The organism is Halobacteriovorax sp. RT-1-1, assembly GCF_047085455.1.
GTDB lineage: Bacteria > Bdellovibrionota > Bacteriovoracia > Bacteriovoracales > Bacteriovoracaceae > Halobacteriovorax_A.
This window is the reverse complement of sequence record NZ_JBKIXZ010000001.1, coordinates 616,539-638,658: the sequence shown is the minus strand read 5'-3', so window position 1 is coordinate 638,658 and position 22,120 is coordinate 616,539. Positions and strand designations below refer to the sequence as shown.

Here is a 22,120-nt window from a genome sequence, read left to right as displayed (position 1 = left end):
ATTTTTTTCTTACATTTTTAGATTATTTAATGACGAGCCTATCGCCTGCTCTAATTTGTCTCTTCTTGATAATATTTAAATTTGAAACAATTAGAGTATCAAGGCTTACACCTGTTTTACGTGATACAGACCATAAAGAGTCTCCACGTTGAACAGTATAGTATTGAGTTGGATTATTAATTTTCTTTCCACGTTGTTTCGCTAATCTGATGCGATTACTATATTTTCTTTTTCTTACAACAGACTTACGAGGTTTATCATAGAGATCTGCGTACATATTATCTTTCTTACTCTGTCCTATTCTAAATGGCAGTGTTACGTAAGATCCGCGCTTAACTCTTGAACGATGTGATTTGTAATCATCGTTTAACCAAGTAAGAACTTCTTTATCTTTAATTTTAAATTTTTGAGCAACATCACTTAAACGAGTTCTCTTACCTCGTACACGATACTTTTGAAAAACATCCTGGCTAGCGACGTAATTCTTTTCAGTACAACAACTTGCCCACTGCTCTCTTTTTCCAACAGGAACTCTTAACGTGTAAGTTTTGTGTGTTGGTGGCGTGAACCATCTTTGAATCTCTGGGTTTAAGTAATGAAGATCATCAAATTCAATATTTAAATCTTTTGCAATTTCGAATAAGTCCGCTCCACCAGGAACAGAGATTTCTTGAAAATCCAGTGGTTCATGCCAATCGATCTCTTCAAAACCAAAAGACTTTAAGTTCTTTCCAATAATAGCTAGCGCCATAATTTTAGGAACATAATTCTTTGTTTCTGGTTTTAAATAACGGCCTTTTCTGATTTGCCAAAAGTTCTTTGTACGATAGCGACGAATCGCACGAGACATCTTTCCTTCACCAGCATTATATGATGCTGCAGCAAGCTCCCAAGAACCAAATTGATTAAAGAGTTTTCTTAAATATTTTGAAGCAGCAATTGAAGACTTGATTGGATCACGTCTCTCGTCAACATACCAGTTAACTTCAAGTCCATAACGACGACCTGTATAAGGCATGAACTGCCAAGGCCCTACCGCTTTTGCCCACGACTTAGCTTTTGTTTGAAATCCAGATTCGGCCATTGCTAAAAAGATTAAGTCTTGTGGTAGACCATTATCCTTTAAAACTTTAGAAAGGATCGGAGCATACCTTCCAGCTCTTGCAGAATATCTCTCAAAGAAGCCACGGCCACGTGTAGTAAAATACTTAATCCATTTCTTAACTGCCGCATTGTAAACAACAGGAATATCAAAATAATTATTTTCTAAATTTAAATGCTCAGCTCCATATAGGAAGTAAGTCTTAAGTTCATGAGTTGTTGGATGTTCAATCTTTGCAGAACCAACAATCTGATCATTCGAGAACTCTGCTCCGTGCTTTGCACTACGAGCGATGATTTTTTCTTCTGAGTATTCCGCATCTGCTTCAATTTCAGCATCTGTTTCAACAACTTCAGAAATGTCCTTCGGGCTCGGGACATCTTTCTCAACAGAGATACATGAAAAGAGCAGTTGGGAGGTTACCAGTAAAATTAATCCATTAATTCTCATCGATCTTCCTTAACTATATGTGCGTATTTCGTTTTCATAAATATTCGGGAACCCAACTTTGGGGTTCCCATATTTTTTCAAATTGTCGTGTCTGAGTCAACGAGGAAAAGATTTTTTCGGTTAAGTACAGTACTGAATTCAATACTTTATATTGTTTACTCTTTATTTTTCAGCATAGAATCAACAACAACTGTTCCCATGGCGTCACCAAAGACGTTAACTGCAGTTCTGAACATGTCCAGAATTCTATCCACAGCTAAGATAAGACCGATCCCCTCAATAGGAAGCCCGACAGCTGAAAGTACGATCGACATTGTAATTAGCCCCGCACCAGGAATTGCTGCTGCTCCGATTGCCGCAAGAGATGCTGTCATAAAAATAATAATCTGCTGAGTTAAACCTAAGTCAAAGCCATAAGCTTGCGCAATGAAGATGGCGGCGACTGACTCATAAAGAGCAGTTCCATCCATATTTACAGTTGCACCTAATGGTAAAACAAATTTTGCAGTATCTTTATCAACGCCTAAATTTTCTTCAACATTCATCATCGTAATAGGTAGAGTTGCTGCTGAAGAAGCAGTTGAAAAAGCAGTAATAATAGCTGGCCCTACACCTTTTAAAATCTCAATAGGTGAAGTCTTTCCGCGAATACTTCCAATAATCAGAAGAAAAATACCATGACAAATCAATCCTAGAATTACTGTCAGCATATACTTAGAAAGAGATATAATTGCGCCAAAACCAGATTTAGCAAGAACCCCTGTCATAAGAACAAAGATTCCATAAGGAGCTAAGCTCATTACTCCCATTGTTAGTTTATTAGAAAGAGATTCAAGAGAACCTACTACTTTAACAAATGGTTCACTATCTTTAGGAATAAATAGCGCAGTCATTCCCATAAGAATTGAGAAGACGATAACTTGTAAAATATTTCCATCGGCCATTGAACCAAATGGATTCGTTGGAATTGCACCTAGAAGAACTTCTTTGATTGAAGCAAACAGTGACGCCCAACCACTTGAACTACTTGCAACTTTCGACTGCATTGCTTCTGAAAGGCCATGAACTCCAGCAGAGCCAAGATCAGCACCAACACCAGGATTGATAAGATTTACAAAAATAATTCCAAATAGAACGGCAATACAAGTTGTAATGAAATAATAAGCAACGGCCCTTACCCCCATTCTTCCTAATGATTCTGGTGTTCCTAAGTGGTACATCGCCATAAAGATAGATGAGAAAACAAGAGGGATAATCACCATTTTAAGAAGAGAGATAAACGCATCTCCTATAGGAGAAATAAATTTTACGTATTCACCCTTTCCAAAATAATGTAACAGAAGACCCAAAATTAATCCGAGTACCATTGCAATACCAATCTTCTGCGCTTCCTTCTTTGCTGCTGGTTGCATTAAATTCCCCTTTTAACTATAAAAATTCAAATCGTTTAAAATAACGTATGGTAAAAAAAATTCTTAACAATATTCTAACTTGTTCATTTATTCTCTTATCATTTTGCATATTTATCAATCCGGCAAAAGCTAAGGTGGAAGAACCGAATTACGACTTCACCTTTGATAAATTCAAACCATTCTATCCTGGACAAAAACTGTCAGATATAAAGAATGAATATAAAGCAATCAGATTAATCAATGACAAGAAACCTCTAGCAACTTATGAAATTCAAATTCGCCATCAGAGCTACTTCTTTCCTGTTTTTATTCATGTTAGAGATGAAGTCGTTTTAGATTTCTACGCAAGACTTCCAAATTACTTTCTTCACAATACTTTTCATCAATCACTAATAAATCGCTATGGTAAGCAGGATAAGTTTATCAATAATGACGGCACGTCAGTCTATATTTGGAATGATGAAGCCGGATTCACAATTACATACACAGGAGCATGTACAATTACATGCTTCCCGATATTTATTCATATGATAAAAAAAGATGATGTGAAGAATAAGGATTCTTTTCTCATTAAACTTTTAAAAAACTAACTTAACTCTTTTGCAACATCGTTTAATGCAAATTTGTAACACATAATATTTTTGGCAAGAGTGGCCAGGGCCTGTCTTGTTGCCATTGGCATTCCATTGGCACCAAAGTAAGCCGAGTGAATTGCTAAAAATGCCTGTGCATCTTCAAACCTCATCTTAACAGGGCCCAACTTATTAAGAGGATCAAGCTTTATAAAGATCTCTGATTTTCTCAGTTTATATACTTCACTCATCGTAAATATATTCTGATTACGATAATCGATATAAATAACTTCACCTTTAACATCTGCCATACGGCCAAGAATAATTCCCTGCTTAGTTTTTCTTCCCCATAGGCCAATAATTCCCATAGGAGCTAAAGCCCAAGTTAAAAAGCGATTGATAACGACTCGGCTTTCAAATTCTCTTTCGGTGTGACCAAATTCTGGAAATGTTCCCATTAGCCACTCATTTGAGGCCAAAGACAGAACAATCATCGCCATATTCTTATAGCGATAAACATTGTATCCAGGTTTTTGTACGATCGACTCCTTCCCATACTTGTCATTGTCAAAATTTGATCTAATTTGGGCGGCTACCATCGGTGTCGCTTCATCAATAGTCATGACCTTGGCCAGTTGATTTGACGCTATATTTTGTTGGGCCAGCTCACTTTCTTTCTCACCCAGCTCAGTAAAATTCATAATTTGTAAAAATCCTGCGATTTCCGGATCGAACTCCGCAATACGCAGCCTAATATAAACAGGCAGCGCCTGCTCCTTAGCATATTGATAATATGTGTATTTTTCAGTACTTACAGATTGCATTATCGCCTCCATTCAACTTAATTTTTCGGTATTTTTTCCGACTAAATAAGCTCGAAGTGGTTTCCGCTTAGCGCTAGGCAAAAAATCCTCAAATAAAGGAGTGTAATTGCGTCTTAGTCCTTGACAACAGGCCCAATTATTAATAAAAATCCTAGTTTCATAAAGTTAATTTCAGTCCGAGGGAAAAAAGAGTTAGCGAGAACTATCGAGCAACCCCCAAAGGCTGCCTTTCATTAGGAGAAAGTATGTACGGAGTAGTAGAGATCTCAGGTCACCAGTACAGAGTAGAAGCTGGTATGACTATTGATGTTCAGAAGTTAGAACAAGAAGCTGGATCAACTGTAGAATTTGATAAAGTTCTATTTGTTGGTGGTGAAAGCGCAAAAGTTGGTGCTCCAACTGTTGCTGGTGCTAAAGTTGTTGCTGAAGTAGTAAGACATGATCGTTCAAGAAAAGTTATCGTTTCTAAAAGAAAGCCAGGTAAATACATGAAGAAGAACGGACACAGACAACACTTTACAACTTTAAAAATCAAAGAAGTTAAAGCTTAATTAATTATCAATTTTAGGAGTTAGATATGGCACACAAAAAAGCCGGTGGTTCAACAAGTAACGGTCGTGATTCAAACCCAAACATGTATGGTGTTAAGAAATTTGGTGGTGAAGCTGTTGTTCCAGGAAACATCATTGTAAGACAAGCGGGATCTAAGTTCCACGCTGGTAAAAACGTAAAAGTTGGAAAAGACTTTACTCTATTCGCTACGAAAGAAGGTAAAGTACAATTTGGTTTCTATAACAAGAAGAAGCAAATCGTTTCTGTTGTTGAAGCTTAATTAAAATTACCATTTTACGCTATTAATTAGTTGTAAATATTAAAGGGAGCCTATACATAGTGCTCCCTTTTTTTATATAAGACCTTATTATGAAATTTATCGATGAAGTTAAAATTACAGTAATTTCCGGAAACGGAGGAAACGGATGCGTAAGCTTTCGCCGCGAAAAGTATATCCCATTTGGTGGACCAGATGGTGGTGACGGTGGTGATGGTGGTAGCATCTACTTTGAAGCCGACGAAGGAATGAACACTCTTGTTAACTTCAGAGGTAAAAAACATTACCGCGCCGAACACGGACAGCAAGGTGGTGGCCGTCAAATGTGTGGAGCATTTGGTGACGACCTCACAATCAAAGTTCCTGTTGGAACAATTGTTCGTAATGCAGAAACGAATCAAGTTATCGCGGATCTAACTGATCACGGTATGAGATTAATGGTTGCACAAGGTGGACGTGGTGGTCTTGGAAATATTCACTTCAAGACTGCAACTAATCAGGCTCCACGAAAAGCAACTGCAGGAAAAGAAGGCGTAGAACTTGAAGTAGATCTTGAACTTCGTCTACTTGCTGATATCGCACTTGTTGGATTACCTAATGCTGGTAAATCAACACTTATTTCTTCAATCTCTGCAGCAAGGCCAAAGATTGCAGATTATCCTTTTACGACTCTTGAGCCAAACCTTGGTGTTGTTACACTTGGTGAAGATGACTCATTTGTTGTTGCCGATATCCCAGGGCTAATTGAAGATGCCTCAGAAGGAAAAGGCCTAGGGATTAAATTCCTAAAACATATTGAAAGAACAAAATCTCTTGTTCACCTAGTGGATGTTTCTTGGTGTCTTGATGAATACGAAGCGTTTGAACAATACGTAATTATTCGCCAAGAGCTTGGTCGCTATAGTGAAGATCTTTTAAATAAGAAAGAGCTAATTTGTTTAACAAAAATTGATGCTATGACAGATGAAGAAATTAAGAAGTTCCAAGACTTCTTCGAGGCACAGGTTGATAGAAAGTGTCTTCCAATCTCTTCAGTATCTGGACTAAATATAGACTTACTAAAATCTTTAATGCTTAAAACGATAAAGGACTAATCAATGTCACAAAATGAATTTATCACGAAAAACGTAGATGAAATTGCAGATAATTCAAAGCTTGAATTCCCATTAAATATTGCTATGGCGAGTGCTTGGATTCTTGGTAACTTTAAAGGTGTTAACCTTAAAGTTCTTGATATGAGAAAAACAACTGCACTAGCAGATTTCTTCGTACTTGCATCAGCAACAAACTCTTCAATGGCAAATGCAATGTCTGATGAGATTGCAAAACAAATGAAAAGAAAAGGTCAGACGGTAATCTCTAAAGAAGGTCTACACCAACAAACAGATTGGATTCTAATTGACCTTGGTGACATTATTGTTCACATCTTTGATGAATCAGCTCGCGAAGCATATGACATCGACAATTTATGGTCTGTTCCATCAATTGAAATTCCAAATGAGTACTACTACTCTTCTGAAGAAGCTGGAGCATCTACTGATTCAGATAAAGGTTACTTCTAGTAACTCATGAAAGACAATCATGTTATTGTCATTGGGAAGTTAAAAGATAAGCACCTTATCGCGCTTGAAAATGAATACCTTAAGCGTATTAACTTCCCAAAACTTCACATCCATGAGTGTAAAGGTCATCAAGAAAATATTGATCTTGAACTTAAGGAACTTCTAAATAAAGTCGAATCCATAAAAGCAAAATTTGGAAATCAACACGTAGTTGCAATGACCGAGCATGGAAAAACTTGCGATAGTGAGAAGCTTAGTAAGTATATTTATGATGTTATTGAAACCCAGCAAAAAGGTGTTTGCTTTCTAATCGGTGGAGCAGCAGGCTTTCCTAAAGAGTTTTTAAAGACAGTTGATTACCAACTCTCCCTATCTCCTATGACTTTTCCACATAAGATTGCCCGACTTGTTCTAATCGAACAAATATATCGAGCTCAAACGATCAAGCAAGATCATCCTTATCATAAAAACTAAATATTAGTTTGAAACACCAATAGCTTTCTTAATACGACGTAAGTTCTCTTGAGCGATAGGACGAATCTTAGCAGCACCTTGTGCAAGGATAGTATCGATCTGTGATTTATCGGCCATAAGAGCTTCATACTTTTCACGCATCGGTGTTAGTTCACGGTTTAGGACCTCAAAAAGTTCAAGTTTAGCGTGGCCCCAACCAATTCCTTCTTGATAACGTTTGGCCAAGGCATCTTGTTCTTCTGATGTTGCAAAGAATTTATAGATATCAAAGATTAATGATTCGTCAGGATTCTTTGGAGCCTCAGGAGGAGTTGAGTCTGTTGTGATTTTATTAATCATTTTCTTAAGCTTCTTCTCTGGAACAAAGCATGGAATATGGTTTCCATACGACTTACTCATTTTACGTCCATCTAGACCTGGAAGAAGTTTATTTTCGGCCTTGCTTACAATAGCTTCAGGAAGAGTAAGAAGATCACCAAATTTGTGATTAAAGCTTGAAGCGATATCTCGCGCAATTTCGATATGCTGTAGCTGATCCTCACCTACTGGTACATAATCAGTATTCATAAAAAGAATATCTGCGGCCATAAGAACAGGATAAGAAAATAGACCCATATTAATACCAAAGTCTTCATCGCGATTTTCTTCAGCATTCTTATCTTTCTTTGCTTTATATGCATGAGCGCGATTCATTAATCCCTTTGAAGCAAAACATGAAATAATCCAATTTAGCTCTGTAATCTCTGGAATATCACTTTGCTTATAAAGAATTGCTTTATTTGGATCAAGTCCAGCAGCTAGCCAAGTCGCGGCCACTTCATAAATATCATTTCGAAGAATTTCTCCATCGTGAATAGTTATAAGAGAATGATAATCAGCAATAAAGAAGTAGCCTTCCATATCTGATTTATTAACATTATCAATAGCAGGTTTAATTGCACCGATATAGTTTCCTAAATGTGGCATTCCTGTTGGTTTAACACCTGTAAGACAAATTTTCTTTTTACTTATGTCACTCATTTTCAAAGCCTACTTCTTAAAGTTCACAGTCTGTTATAGCTAAATTTTTGACAAAAAAAAAGGGCCCATTGCAGGCCCTTTATCTCTAATTATGTAATTCTATTAATTGTCGTACTTTACTAAAGAAGAAGACTCCATAAGCTCAGTTAGAAGCTCAATAGAAAACTCTAAAGCCTGATCTCCGTATGGAATTTTTGAATTCTCTTGGCAAAATTTCGACTGTTTTACTAGTGAAGCGCAAATTCTCATCACTTCCGCAGTCCCATCAAAAAAGTCTGCTTCATCTTCTGTTGTCACAATATGTGCCATTAGCATATTAATCGTTTTAATTGCGCGAAGCTGTGCAGGTGTAAGCTCTGAAGTATCGATATCAATCGTTAACTTACTATGATTTTGCATTTCCATCGTCTAAACTCCAAAAAATTTATTTTTTAACATCCCTCATACAGAGTTCATATCGGAGCGTCTTCTAGAAATTTTAGTAATTTATGTCTGACAAATTTAATTTGACATAAGACCTTTCTGATAATATATTGATTTTACTTTGTCGCGGGGTGGAGCAGTTGGTAGCTCGTCGGGCTCATAACCCGAAGGTCGTTGGTTCGAATCCAGCCCCCGCAACCAATTTCTTACTTAAAAAATCCCAGTCATTTACCACACTTACCGTCATTAAAATAAGGCGCTAACGCTTATATTTTAATTTTGCATATTAAGCTCCTCAGCGTCATAAAGCTGCGCTTCATGAACGCAGGGACAACCCGCAACCAATTTCTTACTTAAAAAATCCCAGTCATTTTCAACTAAATAAAATATCGTCATAGCCGACAATCTTTTATATTATTTATATTTAGTAATTATGAAAGATCGTTTTAATACACTTCTTATTCACTTTACTAATGTCATGGCGATGATCTCATTACTTGCCTATGCCTTTAGACACCATCATTTTATCAATGATAATGTTTTGTATTATTTTGTTTTACCAATCTCAACTCTTTACCTTGCCTTCTATTATTTTGACTTTAAAGGGCAACATACACTTAGAAATATTTCGAGCCTCTTTCCTTCTATCGCAATAACATTGGTATTAATTACTTCTTTTGGTGGTATTCATGCTCCAGGAGTCTTCTGGATTGCAGGGTTCCCAATTTTCTTTGCAATATTTTTTAGAAAAAGAGGGATGATTATTGGCATCTCACTCATGCTTGCTGTCTATGCTGTCTTCTATGCCTTTGAGGCGCAAATTCTATCGATGACAGTTAATGTGTCACCAGAGCTTTATATGCAAGAAAAGAGGATGAATGTTATTCACTTCTCGATTGTTATTACTCTTTTCTTTCTATACTACACTTGGCTTGAGCAACAAACGCGAGATGAAATTGAACAATCAAAAGAGCAACTGGACACCCTTTTACATGTTGTTCTTCACGATCTTTCTAATCCAATTACAATTTTAAAGTTAAAACTTTCAAATTTGAAAAGACGGTTTCAAATTAAAGATAATGAAACAAAGCAAATCAAAGAAGCTTTTTCTAAAATTGAAGAGATTATACAAAATATTAGAAGCTTTCAAATGAGTTCTGAAAACTTACAAGAAGATAGAAGAATAATCGAATCAACAGAGTTGAAATCATATCTTTCAGAGCAGTTTAGATTAATTAATAAGAAACACTTAAAATTAATTTTTAAAGATGAAGGAGGCTTTAAGATAAAATGTTCTCCCTCTATTCTTAAAGACCATATACTAAGTAATTTACTTACTAATGCTGTGAAATTTAGCCATCCCGAAGATATCATTGAAGTAACTTTTAGCATCCAAGGAGACTCTGCACTGCTCAGTATTCGAGATGAAGGTATTGGTATTCCAGAAGAACTTATGGAATCGATTTTTGAATTTGATAAGAAAACCACAAGGCCTGGAACAATTGGCGAAGCTGGTACCGGTTACGGGCTTCCAATCGTACACTATTTTGTAGAGCTTTCAGGTGCAAAAATTTTCGTTCACTCGCCTACAAGTAATGAAAATGGCACGGAGTTTACCCTAAGTTTTCCCTTGAGAAATCATAAATAAATTTCACTTTGCTAGCATAAGATCACAATTTGATTTAAAGTGGCCTCGATGAAACTAAAATTCAAAAGCGAGAACCTTATTCAGCGCTATCTGATTGTTTTTACGCTTATCATGGTATCAATTACAGTCAGTTACTACTATCTGGCGTACCCTAATGTTCTCTTTCATAAAATTCCGAAAGAGTTCTTTTATACGTATACGACGGCCCAGGTTTTATTTTTTATTATTGCCTGTGCACTAGGAAAGCATGGTCTCGCCAAGGCGATTTGTGTTCTGCCATCTATTCTAATCATGATAATCATTGTCTTCACTTTTGGAGGCGTAAAGTCTCCTGGGATTATTTGGATAACAGGAACGCCTATTTTTTTCGGAGTTTTCTATAATAGATCAGGGCTTCTTTTTGGTGTATTTGTGATGATCTCCACATTTGCATCTTTTTTTATGCTTGATCATACTATCGCATCTCTATCTTACCCTTTAACGAATACTCAATACTATTCTCTATTGAAATTTAATATCGTACAATTCTCTATTCTCACGACAATATATTTTTTCTTCTATGTTTGGCTGGAGTCCAACTCTAGACTAAAACTTGCACTTTCAAATAAGCAACTTGATACACTACTTCATGTAGTCCTTCACGATCTTTCAAATCCAGTTACTATTTTGAAATTAAAAATTTCAAGCCTACTTAGAAAGAGCGTAATTGATGAGTCTTCTTACATACAAATCAACACCTCTCTAAAGAAGGTTCAAGAGATCATTTCAAATGTAAGAAGCTTCCAATTGGATTCAGAGAGTCTCTTCTCACATAAAAGTAAAATCGACTCTGAGCTAATTAAAAACTTCTCTGAACAGCATTTTAAACTCTTAAATGATAAAAACTTAAAACTACACTTTGATATTCTCACAGAGAAAAGCTTTTTTTGTGAAAAGAAGATTTTCTGCGATCATATATTAAGTAATCTGATCTCAAATGCGATTAAATTCAGTCATGAAGGGCAAGACGTGCTTATAAAGTTTTATGATGAAGCTGGTCGTATTTATATCGATATTGTCGACAAGGGAATAGGTATTCCAAGTGACATCATTGACGGCCTTTTTCACTTTGAGCGAAAGACTAGCCGCCTAGGGACAAAAGGAGAAGTTGGCACAGGTTATGGCCTACCTATTGTGAAATACTTCACTGATTTCTCAAATGGAAAAATCAATATAAGCTCTGATGTAAATATCGGAACCCGTGTAACACTCTCATTTCATATAGCAAAGAATTAATGCAGGCTTTGATTTGGCAGCATTAGTAACTCACTCCAAAAATTAAGGTGTTCTTTAGCTTTATCATTTAAAGTAAAAGATTCCTGGCAGATGCTCTTATAACATTCGATCCAGCATTCGCGTATTTTTTCAGCAATATCGACAGGTATGATATTGGCCTCAAGATAAGCTTTATCTAAATGCTTTAGTGATGAAAAATAAAATACATCGTTTACACGCGAGCGCTGTTCTCGCGTGTAGTGAATTGCTACAACAATTTTTTGTGCAAATGAAACTCTAGGGTCAAAATCTCTCATAAGTTACTCCAAATCTCTCAGAAATTTTTCGGAGCAAAGTTAACAAATAGTTAATTATGAACAGGTTATGGAGAGATTTTATTGAATCGATGAACAATTCCGTCAAAACGATCTTTGATCACTTTTAGACGTAGTTCATTCTTTTGAGGAAAACGGCCAATTCCCTTACTAAGTAGATTGATTTCGGCTTGGACAAAGCGCTTCTTTAAGTTAGTTTTTCTAATTCCTTTCAATTTCCCAAGGTAATTGATATTTGAAGAAGTCATATCACTCATTTTTAGAATAATAGACTTTTCAACAATCTCTCTCTTTTCTTCGATTTCGGCAGCATCAAGATGATTCTCAATGATTTCAAGTTGCATTGTTAAACGACGAAGCTCACGAGAAAGAGCATCTGTAGGTAAATTGGTTTTAATCACGTCTACACTCCATAAATTTAAGACAAATTCTTTATACATCAGAATTTGTTTCTAACGACTATGGAGTGAAATTAAGTATAGGGATGTTAGGAAATTAGACACAGGTTTGTCGAACCTGTGTCTATTATAGAAATCTTTATAAACTTTCAATAAATTCAAGCACTTGAGCGCCAGAGTTTACATCTGGTGCACCACCTTGAGCAAAGTTAGGGCGTCCGCCACCACGTCCAGCGACAGGCTCTAGGATCTTCTTTAAGAAGTCCCCTGCCTTAACATCAGAGTTAGACCATACAAATGATTTCATCCCCTTATCATCCTTCGAAATGAGGCAGATAAGCTGTACTTCACCCTTGTTGATCATATTATCACCAATTTCTTTAACCGCTTTAGCATCAGCATCCAAAGTAGCAGCAAATAGCTTAAACCCTTCATAGTCACGCTTAACTTCTTTGATAAAGTCAGTTGATCCATTTTGAGCTGCTTTAGCACTCGCTTCCTTGATCTTCTTTTTCATCTCTGCACGAAGATCCTTAATACGAGCTGGAACCTCTTGGGGTTTCGTACTAAGTTCTTTTGCCGCAGCATTAAGTAGTGCCGTTCTTTCCTGCATCACACGAACTGCTTCAGTTCCTGTTACGGCCTCAATACGACGAATACCTTTTGCAACAGAAGTTTCCTGAGTAATTACGAAAAGACCAATATCACCTGTGCGTCCTACGTGAGTCCCACCACAAAGTTCAACACTTTCCTTTCCGAATGCAATTACGCGAACATCGCTATCGTATTTTTCACCAAATAATGCCATCGCACCATTATCAATTGCTTCTTCGTATGAACAAAGCTTTGTTGTACGTGAGTCATTTTGCATAATCCACTTATTTACTAAAGCCTCTACTTTAATCAGTTCTTCGTTAGATACTGCTTGAGGGTTTTGAAAGTCAAAGCGTAGACGCTCTGAAGTTACCATTGAACCCTTTTGAATCGCATGCTTTCCAATCACTTCGTGAAGAGCAGCATGTAGTAAGTGAGTCGCAGAGTGGTTTCTCATTGAAGCTTTTCTATTTTCACCATCAACTACCAACTCAATCTTTTCACCTGTTTCAATTTCACCAGAAATAATCTTAGCGATATGAACATGAGTATTTTTTACTTTCATTGTATCGATAATCTGAAGCTCACCAGTAGATGTTCTAGCAGTTCCGATATCACCGGCTTGTCCACCAGACTCACCATAGAATGGTGTTTCTTTTGTCGCAAAGTAGATTTCATCTTCAGTACGGTAAATTTTTAAAATTTCACTATCTGTCTCAAGAGAGTCATATCCAGTAAACTCAGTATCAGCTACTTCGATAAACTCAAGTTCAATTCTCTCCTGGTCTGCACCAACAGAGCTCTTGCGAGAAATTACACGAGAAGCTTTTCTGTGAGCTTCGTAACACTCGTTATATTCAATTTCAGCAAATTCAATTTTCTTTGAAGCAAGCTCAGCTTTAATTACTTCTAAAGGAAGTCCATGAGTTGTTACAAGTTCAAATGCAACATGCCCTGGAAATAGTTCTTTTGATTTAGAGTTTGTTGATAGCTCTTCTTCAATTTTCTTTAGACCATTTTCAACGATTGGAACGAACTCATTAATTTCTTGTTCCATATTATAGATGATTGCTTCACGAGCTGACTTAAGCTGTGGGTAGTAATCACCAAGCATCTCAATTGTTTTTTGAATATGCTTATTAAAGTTAGGTTTCACACCTCTTGAAATACAAGCGGCGACACACTTACGAATAAGACGACGTGGAATATATCCTTGTCCTTCGTTTCCAGGCATAACACCTTCAGCAAGAATCATAATACTTGCACGCATGTGATCTGAAATCATACGCTCAGTTTGAATATCTGTATTCTTACCTAAAAGCTCTTTTGAAAATGCCATAAGCGGTGCGAGTAAATCAGTTTCATAAACAGAATCGCAACCATTCATAACCATTGCAAGTCTCTCAAGTCCAGAACCTGTATCAACGGACTTAAGTGGTAGAGGCTCAAATGTCCCGTCTTTTTGCTTGTTAAGCTCCATGAAAACACCGGCATTCCAAATTTCAATGTAACGACTTACATCATCAAAATGTCCACCCGGCTTATACTCAGGCCCATACTCTGCACCTGTGTCATAGAATACTTCAGTACATGGTCCACATGGCCCATGGTCCCCTGCCGGTCCCCAGAAGTTATCTTCACCAAGAACGACAATATGATCCTCAGGAACACCACACTTCTTCCAAGCCTCAATAGACTCAGTATCTGGTTTAATCCCTAGATCATCATTTCCACCATAAACAGTGAAGTAAAGTCTCTTTGGATCGAAGTCTAGTTCATGAACTAGTAAGTCGTAAGCAAGCTTACATGCTTTTTCTTTGTAATAGTCACCTATTGACCAAGAACCGAGCATTTCAAAAATTGTTAAGTGGTGACGGTCACCAACATCATCAATATCTTTTGTACGAATACATGGTTGATAATTTGCTAGCCTAGGAGATGGAGGAGTCTCTTTTCCAAGAAAATAATTCTTTAACGGGGCCATCCCAGAGTTGATAAAAAGTAGTGTCGGGTCGTTTTGAGGAACGATTGAAGATGCACTAATTTTTAAGTGATCCATCTTTTCAAAGTAATCTAGGAATCTCTCTCTAATCTCGCGAGATGATAATGGCTGCATATTTTCTTCCTTATAATTCAAAGCACAACTAAGTGCATCATATCTATTGTGTATAAGTCCCCAAAATATACTATAAAATCGTTATTCCGACTACTTCTTAGCGTTAAAAAATATGAGCTGAATTAGGATAAAAATGGTTATCAATACAGGTTAAAAAGCATATATTTAGTGGCATAAAAGAACTAATAACAAGAACTATTATGGACTGTAAAAAACGAACCGGAGATGATGTATGACGCAATTTTATACAGACATGGGAATTAACATGGAGCGACCAAATAATAAGATATTTGTAAACTCTGCAAGAAGCTTTTTAATTCAAGAAACAGTAGCTCGTGGCATTGGAAAGCTAACTAAAGACGGTGCTCTAGTAGTTGAGACAGGAAAGCATACGGGGCGCAGCGCCAATGACCGTTATATCGTTCGCGATGAAACAACAGAAAATACAATCTGGTGGGACAATAATTTTAAGGCCATGACACCGGAGACTTTTGCAAAGTTAAAGTCACATATAACTAATTACCTAAATGAAGATCGTGATCTTTTCATTACTGAAAGAAGCGTTGGTGCTGACGAAGTTCACAACCTTGGTGCAAGACTTGTAACAACTAATCCTAATCATGCACTTTTCTCAACTCACCTATTTCGTGAAAAGATGAGAGACTTTAATGAAAATGATTTTACGATTCTTCACGCTCCAGAACTTCAACTGGATCCAGCTGAATTTGATTTAAGATCAGAGACTGCAATTGTAACTTGTATCAAATCTAAAATTACAATTATTGCAGGAACACTTTATGCGGGTGAAATTAAGAAGAGTATGTTTGCAGCGATGAACTATCTTCTACCTGAGTCGAATATTATGCCAACTCACTCAGGGGCATCTCGCCTTGATAACGGTGAAGTTTCAATCTTCTTTGGTCTTTCGGGAACAGGAAAAACAACTCTTTCAACAGATGTTGGTACTTATCTAATTGGTGATGATGAGCACGGAATTAGTGAAGCGGGTACTTTCAATTTTGAGGGTGGATGCTATGCTAAAACTTATAAGCTTTCTCAAGAAGGTGAACCAGAAATTTACGCGGCTTCAAATCGCTTCGGATCACTTCTTGAAAACGTTGTTCTAGACGAGAATACTGGACTTGTTGATTTCTATGATAAGTCACTTTCTGAGAATGGACGTGCTTCATATCCTTTAGAGTTCATCGATGAACTTGAAAAGACTTCACGTGGTGATATTCCTAAACACGTATTCTTCTTATCTGCTGACGCCTTTGGTGTTTTACCTCCAGTTGCAAAACTGACAAAAGAACAAGCGATGTTCTACTTTGTTCTAGGTTACACAGCGAAGCTTGCTGGAACAGAAATTGGAGTAAAAGAGCCAACGGCCACTTTCTCATCTTGTTTTGGAGCTCCTTTCATGCTTCGTCATCCAAGTGAATACGCAAAACTTCTTGGTGAGTATATTGACAAGCTAGGCTTTAATGTTTGGATGGTGAACACTGGTTGGACTGGTGGTGCATATGGTACTGGACAACGTTTCCCTCTAAATATTACAAGACAGATTATTCGTAACATCCAAGCTAATAATCTACATAACGTTGAAACTGAACAAGACCCTATCTTTGGTCTAAATATTCCAAAAGTTGTGGGAGAAATTCCAAGTACAATTTTAAATCCTCAAAAATCGTGGGAAGATCATGATGCTTATACAACTAAGGCGCAAGAGCTTGCCGTTAGTTTCCATAAGCAAATGAGTACATTCGGTAATTTCTATGAAGAAAATATCGCTGGTGCTCCAACATTTGGAAAATAATGAGTTACGAGTATTTAAAAGCACTACATTTAATTAGTATCGTTTGTTGGTTCGCAGGACTTTTTTATATTGTCCGCCTCTTTATCTATCATACTGAGGCCCAAGATAAGAGCGACAGTGAACGAGATATTTTAAGTGCTCAGTTTAAAATTATGTCTCGCAGGCTATGGTATGGAATTACCTGGCCTGCTTGTATTGCTACGGTGATCTTTGGCGCTTCATTGGTTTATACTACTTACTGGCCAATGAAAGGACACTACTGGCTACATTTAAAATTAACACTAGTCGTTTTACTGCTAATATACCAATTTAAATGTCATAAGATTTTTAAAGCACTTCAAAATGACAATTTTCCTCATACCGCAAAATTCTTACGTATATGGAATGAAGTTGCGACACTCTTCCTTTTTGCGATTGTCTTTCTTGCTGTAATAAAAAGTTTAGAAGGAATTCTCTACGGAGTTGGCGGAATTATTGCTTTAGGAGTTGTTCTTATGGCGGCAATAAAATTTTATAGAAAAGTAAGGAAGGACTAATGAGTAAGATCGTCAAAGGTGGGTTATACCAACACTACAAAGGTATGAATTATATCGTTCATGATATTGTTCGCCATTCGGAAACATTAGAAGAGTTAGTCTACTACGAATGTCTATATGAGAATGATCTTGGAAAACTCTGGGTTCGTCCTCTAGAGATGTTTATTGAATCTATTGTTATTGATGGAGTTGAAACTCCTCGTTTCAAATACATTGGTGATCAGAAGGCAAATTCTCGCTTATGAGACATATTAAACTCACTAAGGTCAAACGCCTTTCTTCTTGGCGCAAAGTTTCTATGAATACATGGAAAACGCCTGTTGATCCTTCGACATTTGGCCTTTTAAAGTTTGATGCGACTAATTTCAAAAAATACACAAAAGATAAAGGAGTAACTCCTACCCATCTTTTCACAAAAATAATTGCACAAGTATTCCACGAAAATCCGCAAATTAATCGAATGATTCGTGGCCCTCATCTTTATCAAAGAGAGAGTGTCGATATCTTTTTACAAGTCTCAGTAGATCATAGTGGAAAGGACCTTTCAGGAACAGTCATTAGGAATGCTGACAAGAAAAGTGTTTTTGATATCAAGAAAGAACTGATGAAAAGTGCGAATAATATTCGAAACGACAAAGATAAATCTTTTAAAAAAGTTAAAAAGGTTGTGGAGCTTATTCCTAACTTTCTTGCGAGACCTGCCCTTACACTACTAGACTTTGCTATGTATCGACTCAATCTTTACACGAAACTCTTCAGTGTAAAACGTGATCCATTTGGATCTTGTATGATTACAAGTGTTGGTAACTTTGGTGCTGAATTTGCATTTGCTCCAATTCCCACAATCTCTCACGTGCCAATTGTTTTGAGCTTATTTAAAGTCAAAGAAGAGGCCATCGTAGAAAAAGGTGAGATTATTGCCAGAGAAACATTAACTGTTGGAGCTACACTCGATCACAGAATCATTGATGGAGTCTATGCGAGCAAGATCATTGCCGGAATAAAGAAATACGTTGAGCACCCGCAACTACTCTAAATTACGTCTGTTTTCTTTTTAAACAGAACGGTAGTTATTTCAAAAATCAATATTTTTTCATTAATCCAACATAAAATATGAGCATGTCTCATATATTAGTAAGATCCATAAGATCTGCACTCATATTAACTTTGGCCACTAATGTCCTAGCGCTGCAAATTCCTTTTGTAGATCAAGACTATGTTATCAATCAGGCAAGTGCTGACAGAGCAACATACAGCTATAAAACAGATGAGTATGGAAGGCTTGAGAATACAAAGTGGTATGAGCTGACTTGGCATCTCTTACAAGAAGATTACCAAACTGATTATGATGCCTATATAGAAAAGTATGGGGGCACAACTTTTAATGAAGCAAAGATCAATTACTACTCACAATTTAATTTTTCAAATGAGAATAGACATCATCTCGTAGATGTATACCCATTAAAAGAATGGGGTTTTTTAAATCATCCACCAATTAGAAAGAAAATAGCTAACCTATCTTTATTCTCAGAAGATTTTAAAAGAATTAATTTTAATACGATTGAACATTCCTTTTTTACATCAGCATTTCAAATAGAAATGGATAAGGTTTCAAAATCTCAACTTAGCTTTGGCAATAATGTAGAACTTCTTGAAAATCATTATTCATATAAAAAGAAACTAGAGCTTATTAAGAGCGCAAAGTCTGAGATCTTAATGTCGTCTTTGAGTTTTGTTTGTGACTCTTCTGTAAAGATACTAGTTAATGAGTTAATTAAAGCTCACCAAAGAGGCGTCAAGGTCTATATTATGGACGATAAAATGATGTCTAAAGCACTAGGACATAATGAATGTCCAAATAAGCTTAAAGATAAGGGTATTCAATTTATACGAGCAAATGATTTTTGGAAACATGAAGGACGTACAGTCTATCATCACAAGAAATTAGTCGTGGATGGAAAAATTGCTATCGTTGGCGGTCAAAATCAACTGAATGCTGACAATCTTTCCCAAGATACTGACTTCAAAAACAAAGATATTGATATCATGGTTCAAGGTCCCCTTGTCACCGATATTGCAATTGGCTTCCTAAAAGACTGGCAATATTTTAAGAAAAAAAATACTCGAAATATTAGAGGAAGAAACGGCGCTATCATCAGACACACTGGTAAGAATATCGCAAACCTAGAAAAGGAACTCAACTTTTACCTCACAAGACTAGAATGGGAAGAAAAGAATGAGCTGAGAGGGCAAGGACAATATGACAAAATATTAAATAATAAAGACACAAGAATGAAGGGAGTCTGTCGTTTTATACAACAGTCACCTTATGAATATCGAACAAATATTGGTGATGCCTACCTCCTTGCACTTAATTATACAAATACATACCTAGGAGTTATGGATCCGATTCGTTCAGATACATACTATAACTCAGTATTTAAAGATGCTCCTTTAATAGAGAAGTTTGATACATTTAAGATGTTTAAAAAATTACATCAAAAAGTAGAAGAGCTTCAAAAGAGCGGCATATCTCTAGACTTCATTACGACAGGTACTGATATGACTGGTAATGAGATTATTGACATAAAGAATGAAGAAATAAAAGAATTACTACTTAATGAAACACTTAGTGATAAATCACTACAGAAAAAAATCAGAAAAAAACTCAAAAGTATAAAAAAGTGGAATGACTATTTTGGAGAGGCCCATTTCTCTAATCTTTTAAAAGATTATGCTAGATTTGACTCAACTCGAGTCTGGTTACATCTGAGTTTTCTGCATTCTAAAGTATTTTATTTTGATAGAATATTATCAAGTATTGGAAGCTATAACTTCCAACACAACGCTACAGATCACTCTTATGAAAATACTCTGCTTTGCTTAGATAAAGACTTAAATAATGCTTTGGACGAAGTATTTGTAAGAGATATGGCAAACTCAGTTCCACTTAAATTTAATAATTTAGATTAAATTCCGATGAGCTACTTAGGAAACTTTTCTTAGGTGGTAATATGAGACTTAAAATTGTCTTAAAATCTTCATTAGTCATTTTATTTGCATTTGCAATTCGCGCTTCTGAAATGAAGATAAAGCTTAACAAAAGCTTTTTTCCTAAGAAAGAAATTACAATAGATGCAGATTCTCCTGATCGAATTATTGTTGAATATGACCTACTTTACTATATTAGTGACGGCTGTGCCGCAGATGTCATTACTTCATATAAGTTAGGAGGTTGTCCACGTAAGAAATACAAAACACTTAGAAAAGAAAGTAAATACATAATCGAGCTAGAGGATTCAAGTGCAAGAAAAGGTAAAGGGCCACAAACTATTAGACTTTCAGTAAAACAAGAAGAAAAAGACTCATATGATATTGTACCCGTTATCACTATTCTAGATGGTAATGAAGACCAAATTAAGATTGAAGATCCTTGGTTTAGTGCGACGAAAGTTACTTTAAAATCACGTGATCGTGTTATCAACCAATCTCAAAGTAATCAAAAAGGTGAAGTTGAAAACAACCAGTCTAATCGTAAAAACAACAATGTGAAATCACATAATCAATAAGAATTTTAGATACTTAGATTAGAACGCTTTTGCTCAAGTAATTGCCCCTCATTACCGATAAGAATTGAGTAATGAGAGAAAGGGAATTATCGTAATGATTTATTCAAAGAAAAAAATTTTAAAACTATGTAGTCTCATAGCACCGCTACTCTTTTCAAATCCTTTGTTTGCAAATGATGACAAAATTGTAGATCAAATTATTGAAGGTCATGAATTCTACGAAGCAAGTGTTCATGGCTCTAAGATCAATATTCTTGAGTCTGATGCATATAAGAAGGCTTTTACTGATCATTTAAAAGCTCGCTTAACTGAAGTAATTATGGAAAAGGCCGATCCTCTCTTACAAGAGGAAAAAGCTTTAATGGATAAAATAGCTAAAGGTGATAGTTCTGTAAGCACTAGAGATAGCTTAAGTAATGTACGTGCAAGATTAGATATCTATCGTGATCGCGAAGAAGTTAGAAAAATCTATCGAGAAGTCAAAGAGATCGAAGTAAATAAAGAAAGTAATTATTGCTACGATAGCTCTCAAGCTACACTTAGAATTGTTTCAGGTGGAGAGATGACGATTCGTTGTATTACGAATGAAAGTGCTCGCAATATTGTAAAAGTTGCTCTTTTAAATCCAAAAGATCGCGGAGCTATTGAAGTTAAGACGTCATCTGCGACAAAACCAGAGCCTGTTGAGGTTGATACTCAAACACCTGAGATCGAAAGAAAATTTTATTTTTGTTACGAAAGAACAAAAAACATTTTAGCAAAAGAAAGTAACTGCCGTCCCAAAAGGCTAAAGCTTTCCGAAGATGAGCTTGAAAAAGTTGGACGTAGCAACTGTTATCCTATCGATCAAAGTTATAGGTATAAACCAGAAGACGGATTTACTCCAACGGCCAAGCTTTATGGTAAATGTCGAGATGAGATATGTACAAATGAAGACGAGCAAATTGACTTTGCAAAATTCGAACTTATATCATTCTCACAAGAAGATCCAAAACAGTGTATCAATGACAATTCAAAATCTAGAGTTTGTGCTCAAACTTATAAATGTAAAAATCAAACTTATCAGATCACATGTGAATTTAATGATGAAGAATCAATTGGAGATAACTCTTGTCATGTGAAATCCATTTCAAATTCTACAATTGAGAATAAGTGTAGTGTTATTGAATTAGGAACGGAGGTATAA

At 36.1% G+C, this 22,120-nt stretch carries 23 protein-coding genes and 1 tRNA gene; 16 read left to right on the top strand and 8 right to left on the bottom strand.

Annotated features, from left to right (window positions below; translation table 11 throughout):
- Positions 1 to 22: 22 nt before the first annotated feature.
- Together ACMAWV_RS03250 and ACMAWV_RS03245 are read right to left on the bottom strand one after the other, a co-directional pair.
- On the bottom strand, positions 23 to 1,552 hold the full coding sequence (locus ACMAWV_RS03250) for a lytic transglycosylase domain-containing protein (RefSeq protein ID WP_103218908.1): 1,530 nt from the start codon (positions 1,550 to 1,552) through the stop codon (positions 23 to 25).
- A gap of 155 nt (positions 1,553 to 1,707) precedes the next feature.
- The gene (locus ACMAWV_RS03245; RefSeq protein ID WP_412469950.1) at positions 1,708 to 2,964 is read right to left on the bottom strand and encodes a dicarboxylate/amino acid:cation symporter; all 1,257 of its coding nucleotides are present in this window, start codon (positions 2,962 to 2,964) and stop codon (positions 1,708 to 1,710) included.
- Between the two features lie 47 nt (positions 2,965 to 3,011).
- Here ACMAWV_RS03245 and ACMAWV_RS03240 point away from each other — a divergent pair, with 47 nt between their 5' ends.
- Complete coding sequence (locus ACMAWV_RS03240; RefSeq protein WP_412469951.1) at positions 3,012 to 3,554, top strand: hypothetical protein; 543 nt, start codon at positions 3,012 to 3,014, stop codon at positions 3,552 to 3,554.
- On the opposite strand, the gene ACMAWV_RS03235 is transcribed toward ACMAWV_RS03240, so the two are convergent.
- Positions 3,551 to 4,360 (bottom strand): hypothetical protein, encoded by an 810-nt coding sequence (locus tag ACMAWV_RS03235; RefSeq protein WP_412469952.1) that lies wholly within the window; start codon positions 4,358 to 4,360, stop codon positions 3,551 to 3,553. The two genes, ACMAWV_RS03240 and ACMAWV_RS03235, sit on opposite strands and share 4 nt — an antisense overlap.
- Before the next feature lie 245 nt (positions 4,361 to 4,605).
- On the opposite strand from ACMAWV_RS03235, the gene rplU reads away from it, so the two are divergent.
- From rplU to ACMAWV_RS03210, 5 genes are all read left to right on the top strand, one after another.
- Entirely contained in the window at positions 4,606 to 4,911 is a 306-nt protein-coding gene (gene rplU / locus ACMAWV_RS03230) for a 50S ribosomal protein L21 (protein WP_103218904.1), read from the top strand.
- A 26-nt stretch (positions 4,912 to 4,937) separates the two neighbouring features.
- Positions 4,938 to 5,192, top strand: a complete 255-nt coding sequence (gene rpmA, locus ACMAWV_RS03225) for a 50S ribosomal protein L27 (RefSeq protein WP_021266471.1) — start codon at positions 4,938 to 4,940, stop codon at positions 5,190 to 5,192.
- Positions 5,193 to 5,281: 89 nt separating this feature from the next.
- Positions 5,282 to 6,283, top strand: a complete 1,002-nt coding sequence (gene obgE / locus ACMAWV_RS03220; protein WP_103218903.1) for a GTPase ObgE — start codon at positions 5,282 to 5,284, stop codon at positions 6,281 to 6,283.
- 3 nt (positions 6,284 to 6,286) lie between these two features.
- Complete coding sequence (gene rsfS / locus ACMAWV_RS03215; protein ID WP_103218902.1) at positions 6,287 to 6,751, top strand: ribosome silencing factor; 465 nt, start codon at positions 6,287 to 6,289, stop codon at positions 6,749 to 6,751.
- Between the two features lie 6 nt (positions 6,752 to 6,757).
- A complete protein-coding gene (locus ACMAWV_RS03210) occupies positions 6,758 to 7,225 on the top strand; it encodes a 23S rRNA (pseudouridine(1915)-N(3))-methyltransferase RlmH (protein ID WP_103218901.1) in 468 nt (155 codons plus the stop codon).
- A 3-nt stretch (positions 7,226 to 7,228) separates the two neighbouring features.
- On the opposite strand, the gene ACMAWV_RS03205 is transcribed toward ACMAWV_RS03210, so the two are convergent.
- Entirely contained in the window at positions 7,229 to 8,245 is a 1,017-nt protein-coding gene (locus ACMAWV_RS03205; RefSeq protein WP_412469953.1) for a tryptophan--tRNA ligase, read from the bottom strand.
- Positions 8,246 to 8,347: 102 nt separating this feature from the next.
- Entirely contained in the window at positions 8,348 to 8,650 is a 303-nt protein-coding gene (locus tag ACMAWV_RS03200) for a hypothetical protein (RefSeq protein ID WP_393022161.1), read from the bottom strand.
- A 143-nt stretch (positions 8,651 to 8,793) separates the two neighbouring features.
- On the opposite strand from ACMAWV_RS03200, the gene ACMAWV_RS03195 reads away from it, so the two are divergent.
- The 3 genes from ACMAWV_RS03195 to ACMAWV_RS03185 all read left to right on the top strand — a co-directional run bounded on the left by ACMAWV_RS03195 (position 8,794) and on the right by ACMAWV_RS03185 (position 11,591).
- A tRNA-Met gene (locus tag ACMAWV_RS03195) sits at positions 8,794 to 8,869 on the top strand.
- A 232-nt stretch (positions 8,870 to 9,101) separates the two neighbouring features.
- Complete coding sequence (locus ACMAWV_RS03190; RefSeq protein ID WP_412469954.1) at positions 9,102 to 10,316, top strand: sensor histidine kinase; 1,215 nt, start codon at positions 9,102 to 9,104, stop codon at positions 10,314 to 10,316.
- A 48-nt stretch (positions 10,317 to 10,364) separates the two neighbouring features.
- Positions 10,365 to 11,591 carry a sensor histidine kinase gene (locus ACMAWV_RS03185; protein WP_392990746.1) on the top strand — a complete coding sequence of 409 codons (1,227 nt, stop codon included), beginning with the start codon at positions 10,365 to 10,367 and terminating at the stop codon, positions 11,589 to 11,591.
- Here the strand turns inward: ACMAWV_RS03185 and ACMAWV_RS03180 are convergent.
- The 3 genes from ACMAWV_RS03180 to alaS form a co-directional block, all read right to left on the bottom strand.
- On the bottom strand, positions 11,588 to 11,887 hold the full coding sequence (locus ACMAWV_RS03180) for a hypothetical protein (protein WP_103218896.1): 300 nt from the start codon (positions 11,885 to 11,887) through the stop codon (positions 11,588 to 11,590). The two genes, ACMAWV_RS03185 and ACMAWV_RS03180, sit on opposite strands and share 4 nt — an antisense overlap.
- 65 nt (positions 11,888 to 11,952) lie before the next feature.
- Complete coding sequence (locus tag ACMAWV_RS03175) at positions 11,953 to 12,306, bottom strand: hypothetical protein (protein ID WP_412469955.1); 354 nt, start codon at positions 12,304 to 12,306, stop codon at positions 11,953 to 11,955.
- A 136-nt stretch (positions 12,307 to 12,442) separates the two neighbouring features.
- Positions 12,443 to 15,013 (bottom strand): alanine--tRNA ligase, encoded by a 2,571-nt coding sequence (gene alaS, locus ACMAWV_RS03170; RefSeq protein WP_103218894.1) that lies wholly within the window; start codon positions 15,011 to 15,013, stop codon positions 12,443 to 12,445.
- Positions 15,014 to 15,245: 232 nt separating this feature from the next.
- Between alaS and ACMAWV_RS03165 the strand changes: the two genes are divergently transcribed.
- The 7 genes from ACMAWV_RS03165 to ACMAWV_RS03135 all read left to right on the top strand — a co-directional run bounded on the left by ACMAWV_RS03165 (position 15,246) and on the right by ACMAWV_RS03135 (position 22,120).
- Complete coding sequence (locus ACMAWV_RS03165) at positions 15,246 to 16,829, top strand: phosphoenolpyruvate carboxykinase (ATP) (protein WP_392990744.1); 1,584 nt, start codon at positions 15,246 to 15,248, stop codon at positions 16,827 to 16,829.
- Positions 16,829 to 17,365, top strand: coding sequence for a CopD family protein (locus ACMAWV_RS03160; protein WP_412469956.1), 537 nt, complete (start codon positions 16,829 to 16,831; stop codon positions 17,363 to 17,365). The genes ACMAWV_RS03165 and ACMAWV_RS03160 overlap by 1 nt, the downstream gene beginning before the upstream one ends.
- Entirely contained in the window at positions 17,365 to 17,610 is a 246-nt protein-coding gene (locus tag ACMAWV_RS03155; protein ID WP_103218891.1) for a DUF1653 domain-containing protein, read from the top strand. Before ACMAWV_RS03160 ends, ACMAWV_RS03155 begins: the two co-directional genes overlap by 1 nt.
- Positions 17,607 to 18,401: a 2-oxo acid dehydrogenase subunit E2 gene (locus tag ACMAWV_RS03150; RefSeq protein WP_392990742.1), complete on the top strand. Its 795-nt coding sequence runs from the start codon at positions 17,607 to 17,609 to the stop codon at positions 18,399 to 18,401. Before ACMAWV_RS03155 ends, ACMAWV_RS03150 begins: the two co-directional genes overlap by 4 nt.
- A gap of 83 nt (positions 18,402 to 18,484) precedes the next feature.
- A complete protein-coding gene (locus ACMAWV_RS03145) occupies positions 18,485 to 20,338 on the top strand; it encodes a phospholipase D-like domain-containing protein (RefSeq protein ID WP_412469958.1) in 1,854 nt (617 codons plus the stop codon).
- Between the two features lie 41 nt (positions 20,339 to 20,379).
- The gene (locus tag ACMAWV_RS03140; protein WP_412469959.1) at positions 20,380 to 20,934 is read left to right on the top strand and encodes a hypothetical protein; all 555 of its coding nucleotides are present in this window, start codon (positions 20,380 to 20,382) and stop codon (positions 20,932 to 20,934) included.
- A gap of 64 nt (positions 20,935 to 20,998) precedes the next feature.
- On the top strand, positions 20,999 to 22,120 hold the full coding sequence (locus ACMAWV_RS03135) for a hypothetical protein (protein ID WP_412475793.1): 1,122 nt from the start codon (positions 20,999 to 21,001) through the stop codon (positions 22,118 to 22,120).

What these genes read in the sequence shown, in the direction of transcription:
- ACMAWV_RS03250 (WP_103218908.1), bottom strand. Translation starts at nt 1,552, where the DNA reads ATGAGAATTAATGGATTAATTTTACTGGTAACCTCCCAACTGCTCTTT.
- ACMAWV_RS03245 (WP_412469950.1), bottom strand. Translation starts at nt 2,964, where the DNA reads ATGCAACCAGCAGCAAAGAAGGAAGCGCAGAAGATTGGTATTGCAATG.
- ACMAWV_RS03240 (WP_412469951.1), top strand. Translation starts at nt 3,012, where the DNA reads ATGGTAAAAAAAATTCTTAACAATATTCTAACTTGTTCATTTATTCTC.
- ACMAWV_RS03235 (WP_412469952.1), bottom strand. Translation starts at nt 4,360, where the DNA reads ATGCAATCTGTAAGTACTGAAAAATACACATATTATCAATATGCTAAG.
- rplU (WP_103218904.1), top strand. Translation starts at nt 4,606, where the DNA reads ATGTACGGAGTAGTAGAGATCTCAGGTCACCAGTACAGAGTAGAAGCT.
- rpmA (WP_021266471.1), top strand. Translation starts at nt 4,938, where the DNA reads ATGGCACACAAAAAAGCCGGTGGTTCAACAAGTAACGGTCGTGATTCA.
- obgE (WP_103218903.1), top strand. Translation starts at nt 5,282, where the DNA reads ATGAAATTTATCGATGAAGTTAAAATTACAGTAATTTCCGGAAACGGA.
- rsfS (WP_103218902.1), top strand. Translation starts at nt 6,287, where the DNA reads ATGTCACAAAATGAATTTATCACGAAAAACGTAGATGAAATTGCAGAT.
- ACMAWV_RS03210 (WP_103218901.1), top strand. Translation starts at nt 6,758, where the DNA reads ATGAAAGACAATCATGTTATTGTCATTGGGAAGTTAAAAGATAAGCAC.
- ACMAWV_RS03205 (WP_412469953.1), bottom strand. Translation starts at nt 8,245, where the DNA reads ATGAGTGACATAAGTAAAAAGAAAATTTGTCTTACAGGTGTTAAACCA.
- ACMAWV_RS03200 (WP_393022161.1), bottom strand. Translation starts at nt 8,650, where the DNA reads ATGGAAATGCAAAATCATAGTAAGTTAACGATTGATATCGATACTTCA.
- ACMAWV_RS03190 (WP_412469954.1), top strand. Translation starts at nt 9,102, where the DNA reads ATGAAAGATCGTTTTAATACACTTCTTATTCACTTTACTAATGTCATG.
- ACMAWV_RS03185 (WP_392990746.1), top strand. Translation starts at nt 10,365, where the DNA reads ATGAAACTAAAATTCAAAAGCGAGAACCTTATTCAGCGCTATCTGATT.
- ACMAWV_RS03180 (WP_103218896.1), bottom strand. Translation starts at nt 11,887, where the DNA reads ATGAGAGATTTTGACCCTAGAGTTTCATTTGCACAAAAAATTGTTGTA.
- alaS (WP_103218894.1), bottom strand. Translation starts at nt 15,013, where the DNA reads ATGCAGCCATTATCATCTCGCGAGATTAGAGAGAGATTCCTAGATTAC.
- ACMAWV_RS03165 (WP_392990744.1), top strand. Translation starts at nt 15,246, where the DNA reads ATGACGCAATTTTATACAGACATGGGAATTAACATGGAGCGACCAAAT.
- ACMAWV_RS03160 (WP_412469956.1), top strand. Translation starts at nt 16,829, where the DNA reads ATGAGTTACGAGTATTTAAAAGCACTACATTTAATTAGTATCGTTTGT.
- ACMAWV_RS03155 (WP_103218891.1), top strand. Translation starts at nt 17,365, where the DNA reads ATGAGTAAGATCGTCAAAGGTGGGTTATACCAACACTACAAAGGTATG.
- ACMAWV_RS03150 (WP_392990742.1), top strand. Translation starts at nt 17,607, where the DNA reads ATGAGACATATTAAACTCACTAAGGTCAAACGCCTTTCTTCTTGGCGC.
- ACMAWV_RS03145 (WP_412469958.1), top strand. Translation starts at nt 18,485, where the DNA reads ATGTCTCATATATTAGTAAGATCCATAAGATCTGCACTCATATTAACT.
- ACMAWV_RS03140 (WP_412469959.1), top strand. Translation starts at nt 20,380, where the DNA reads ATGAGACTTAAAATTGTCTTAAAATCTTCATTAGTCATTTTATTTGCA.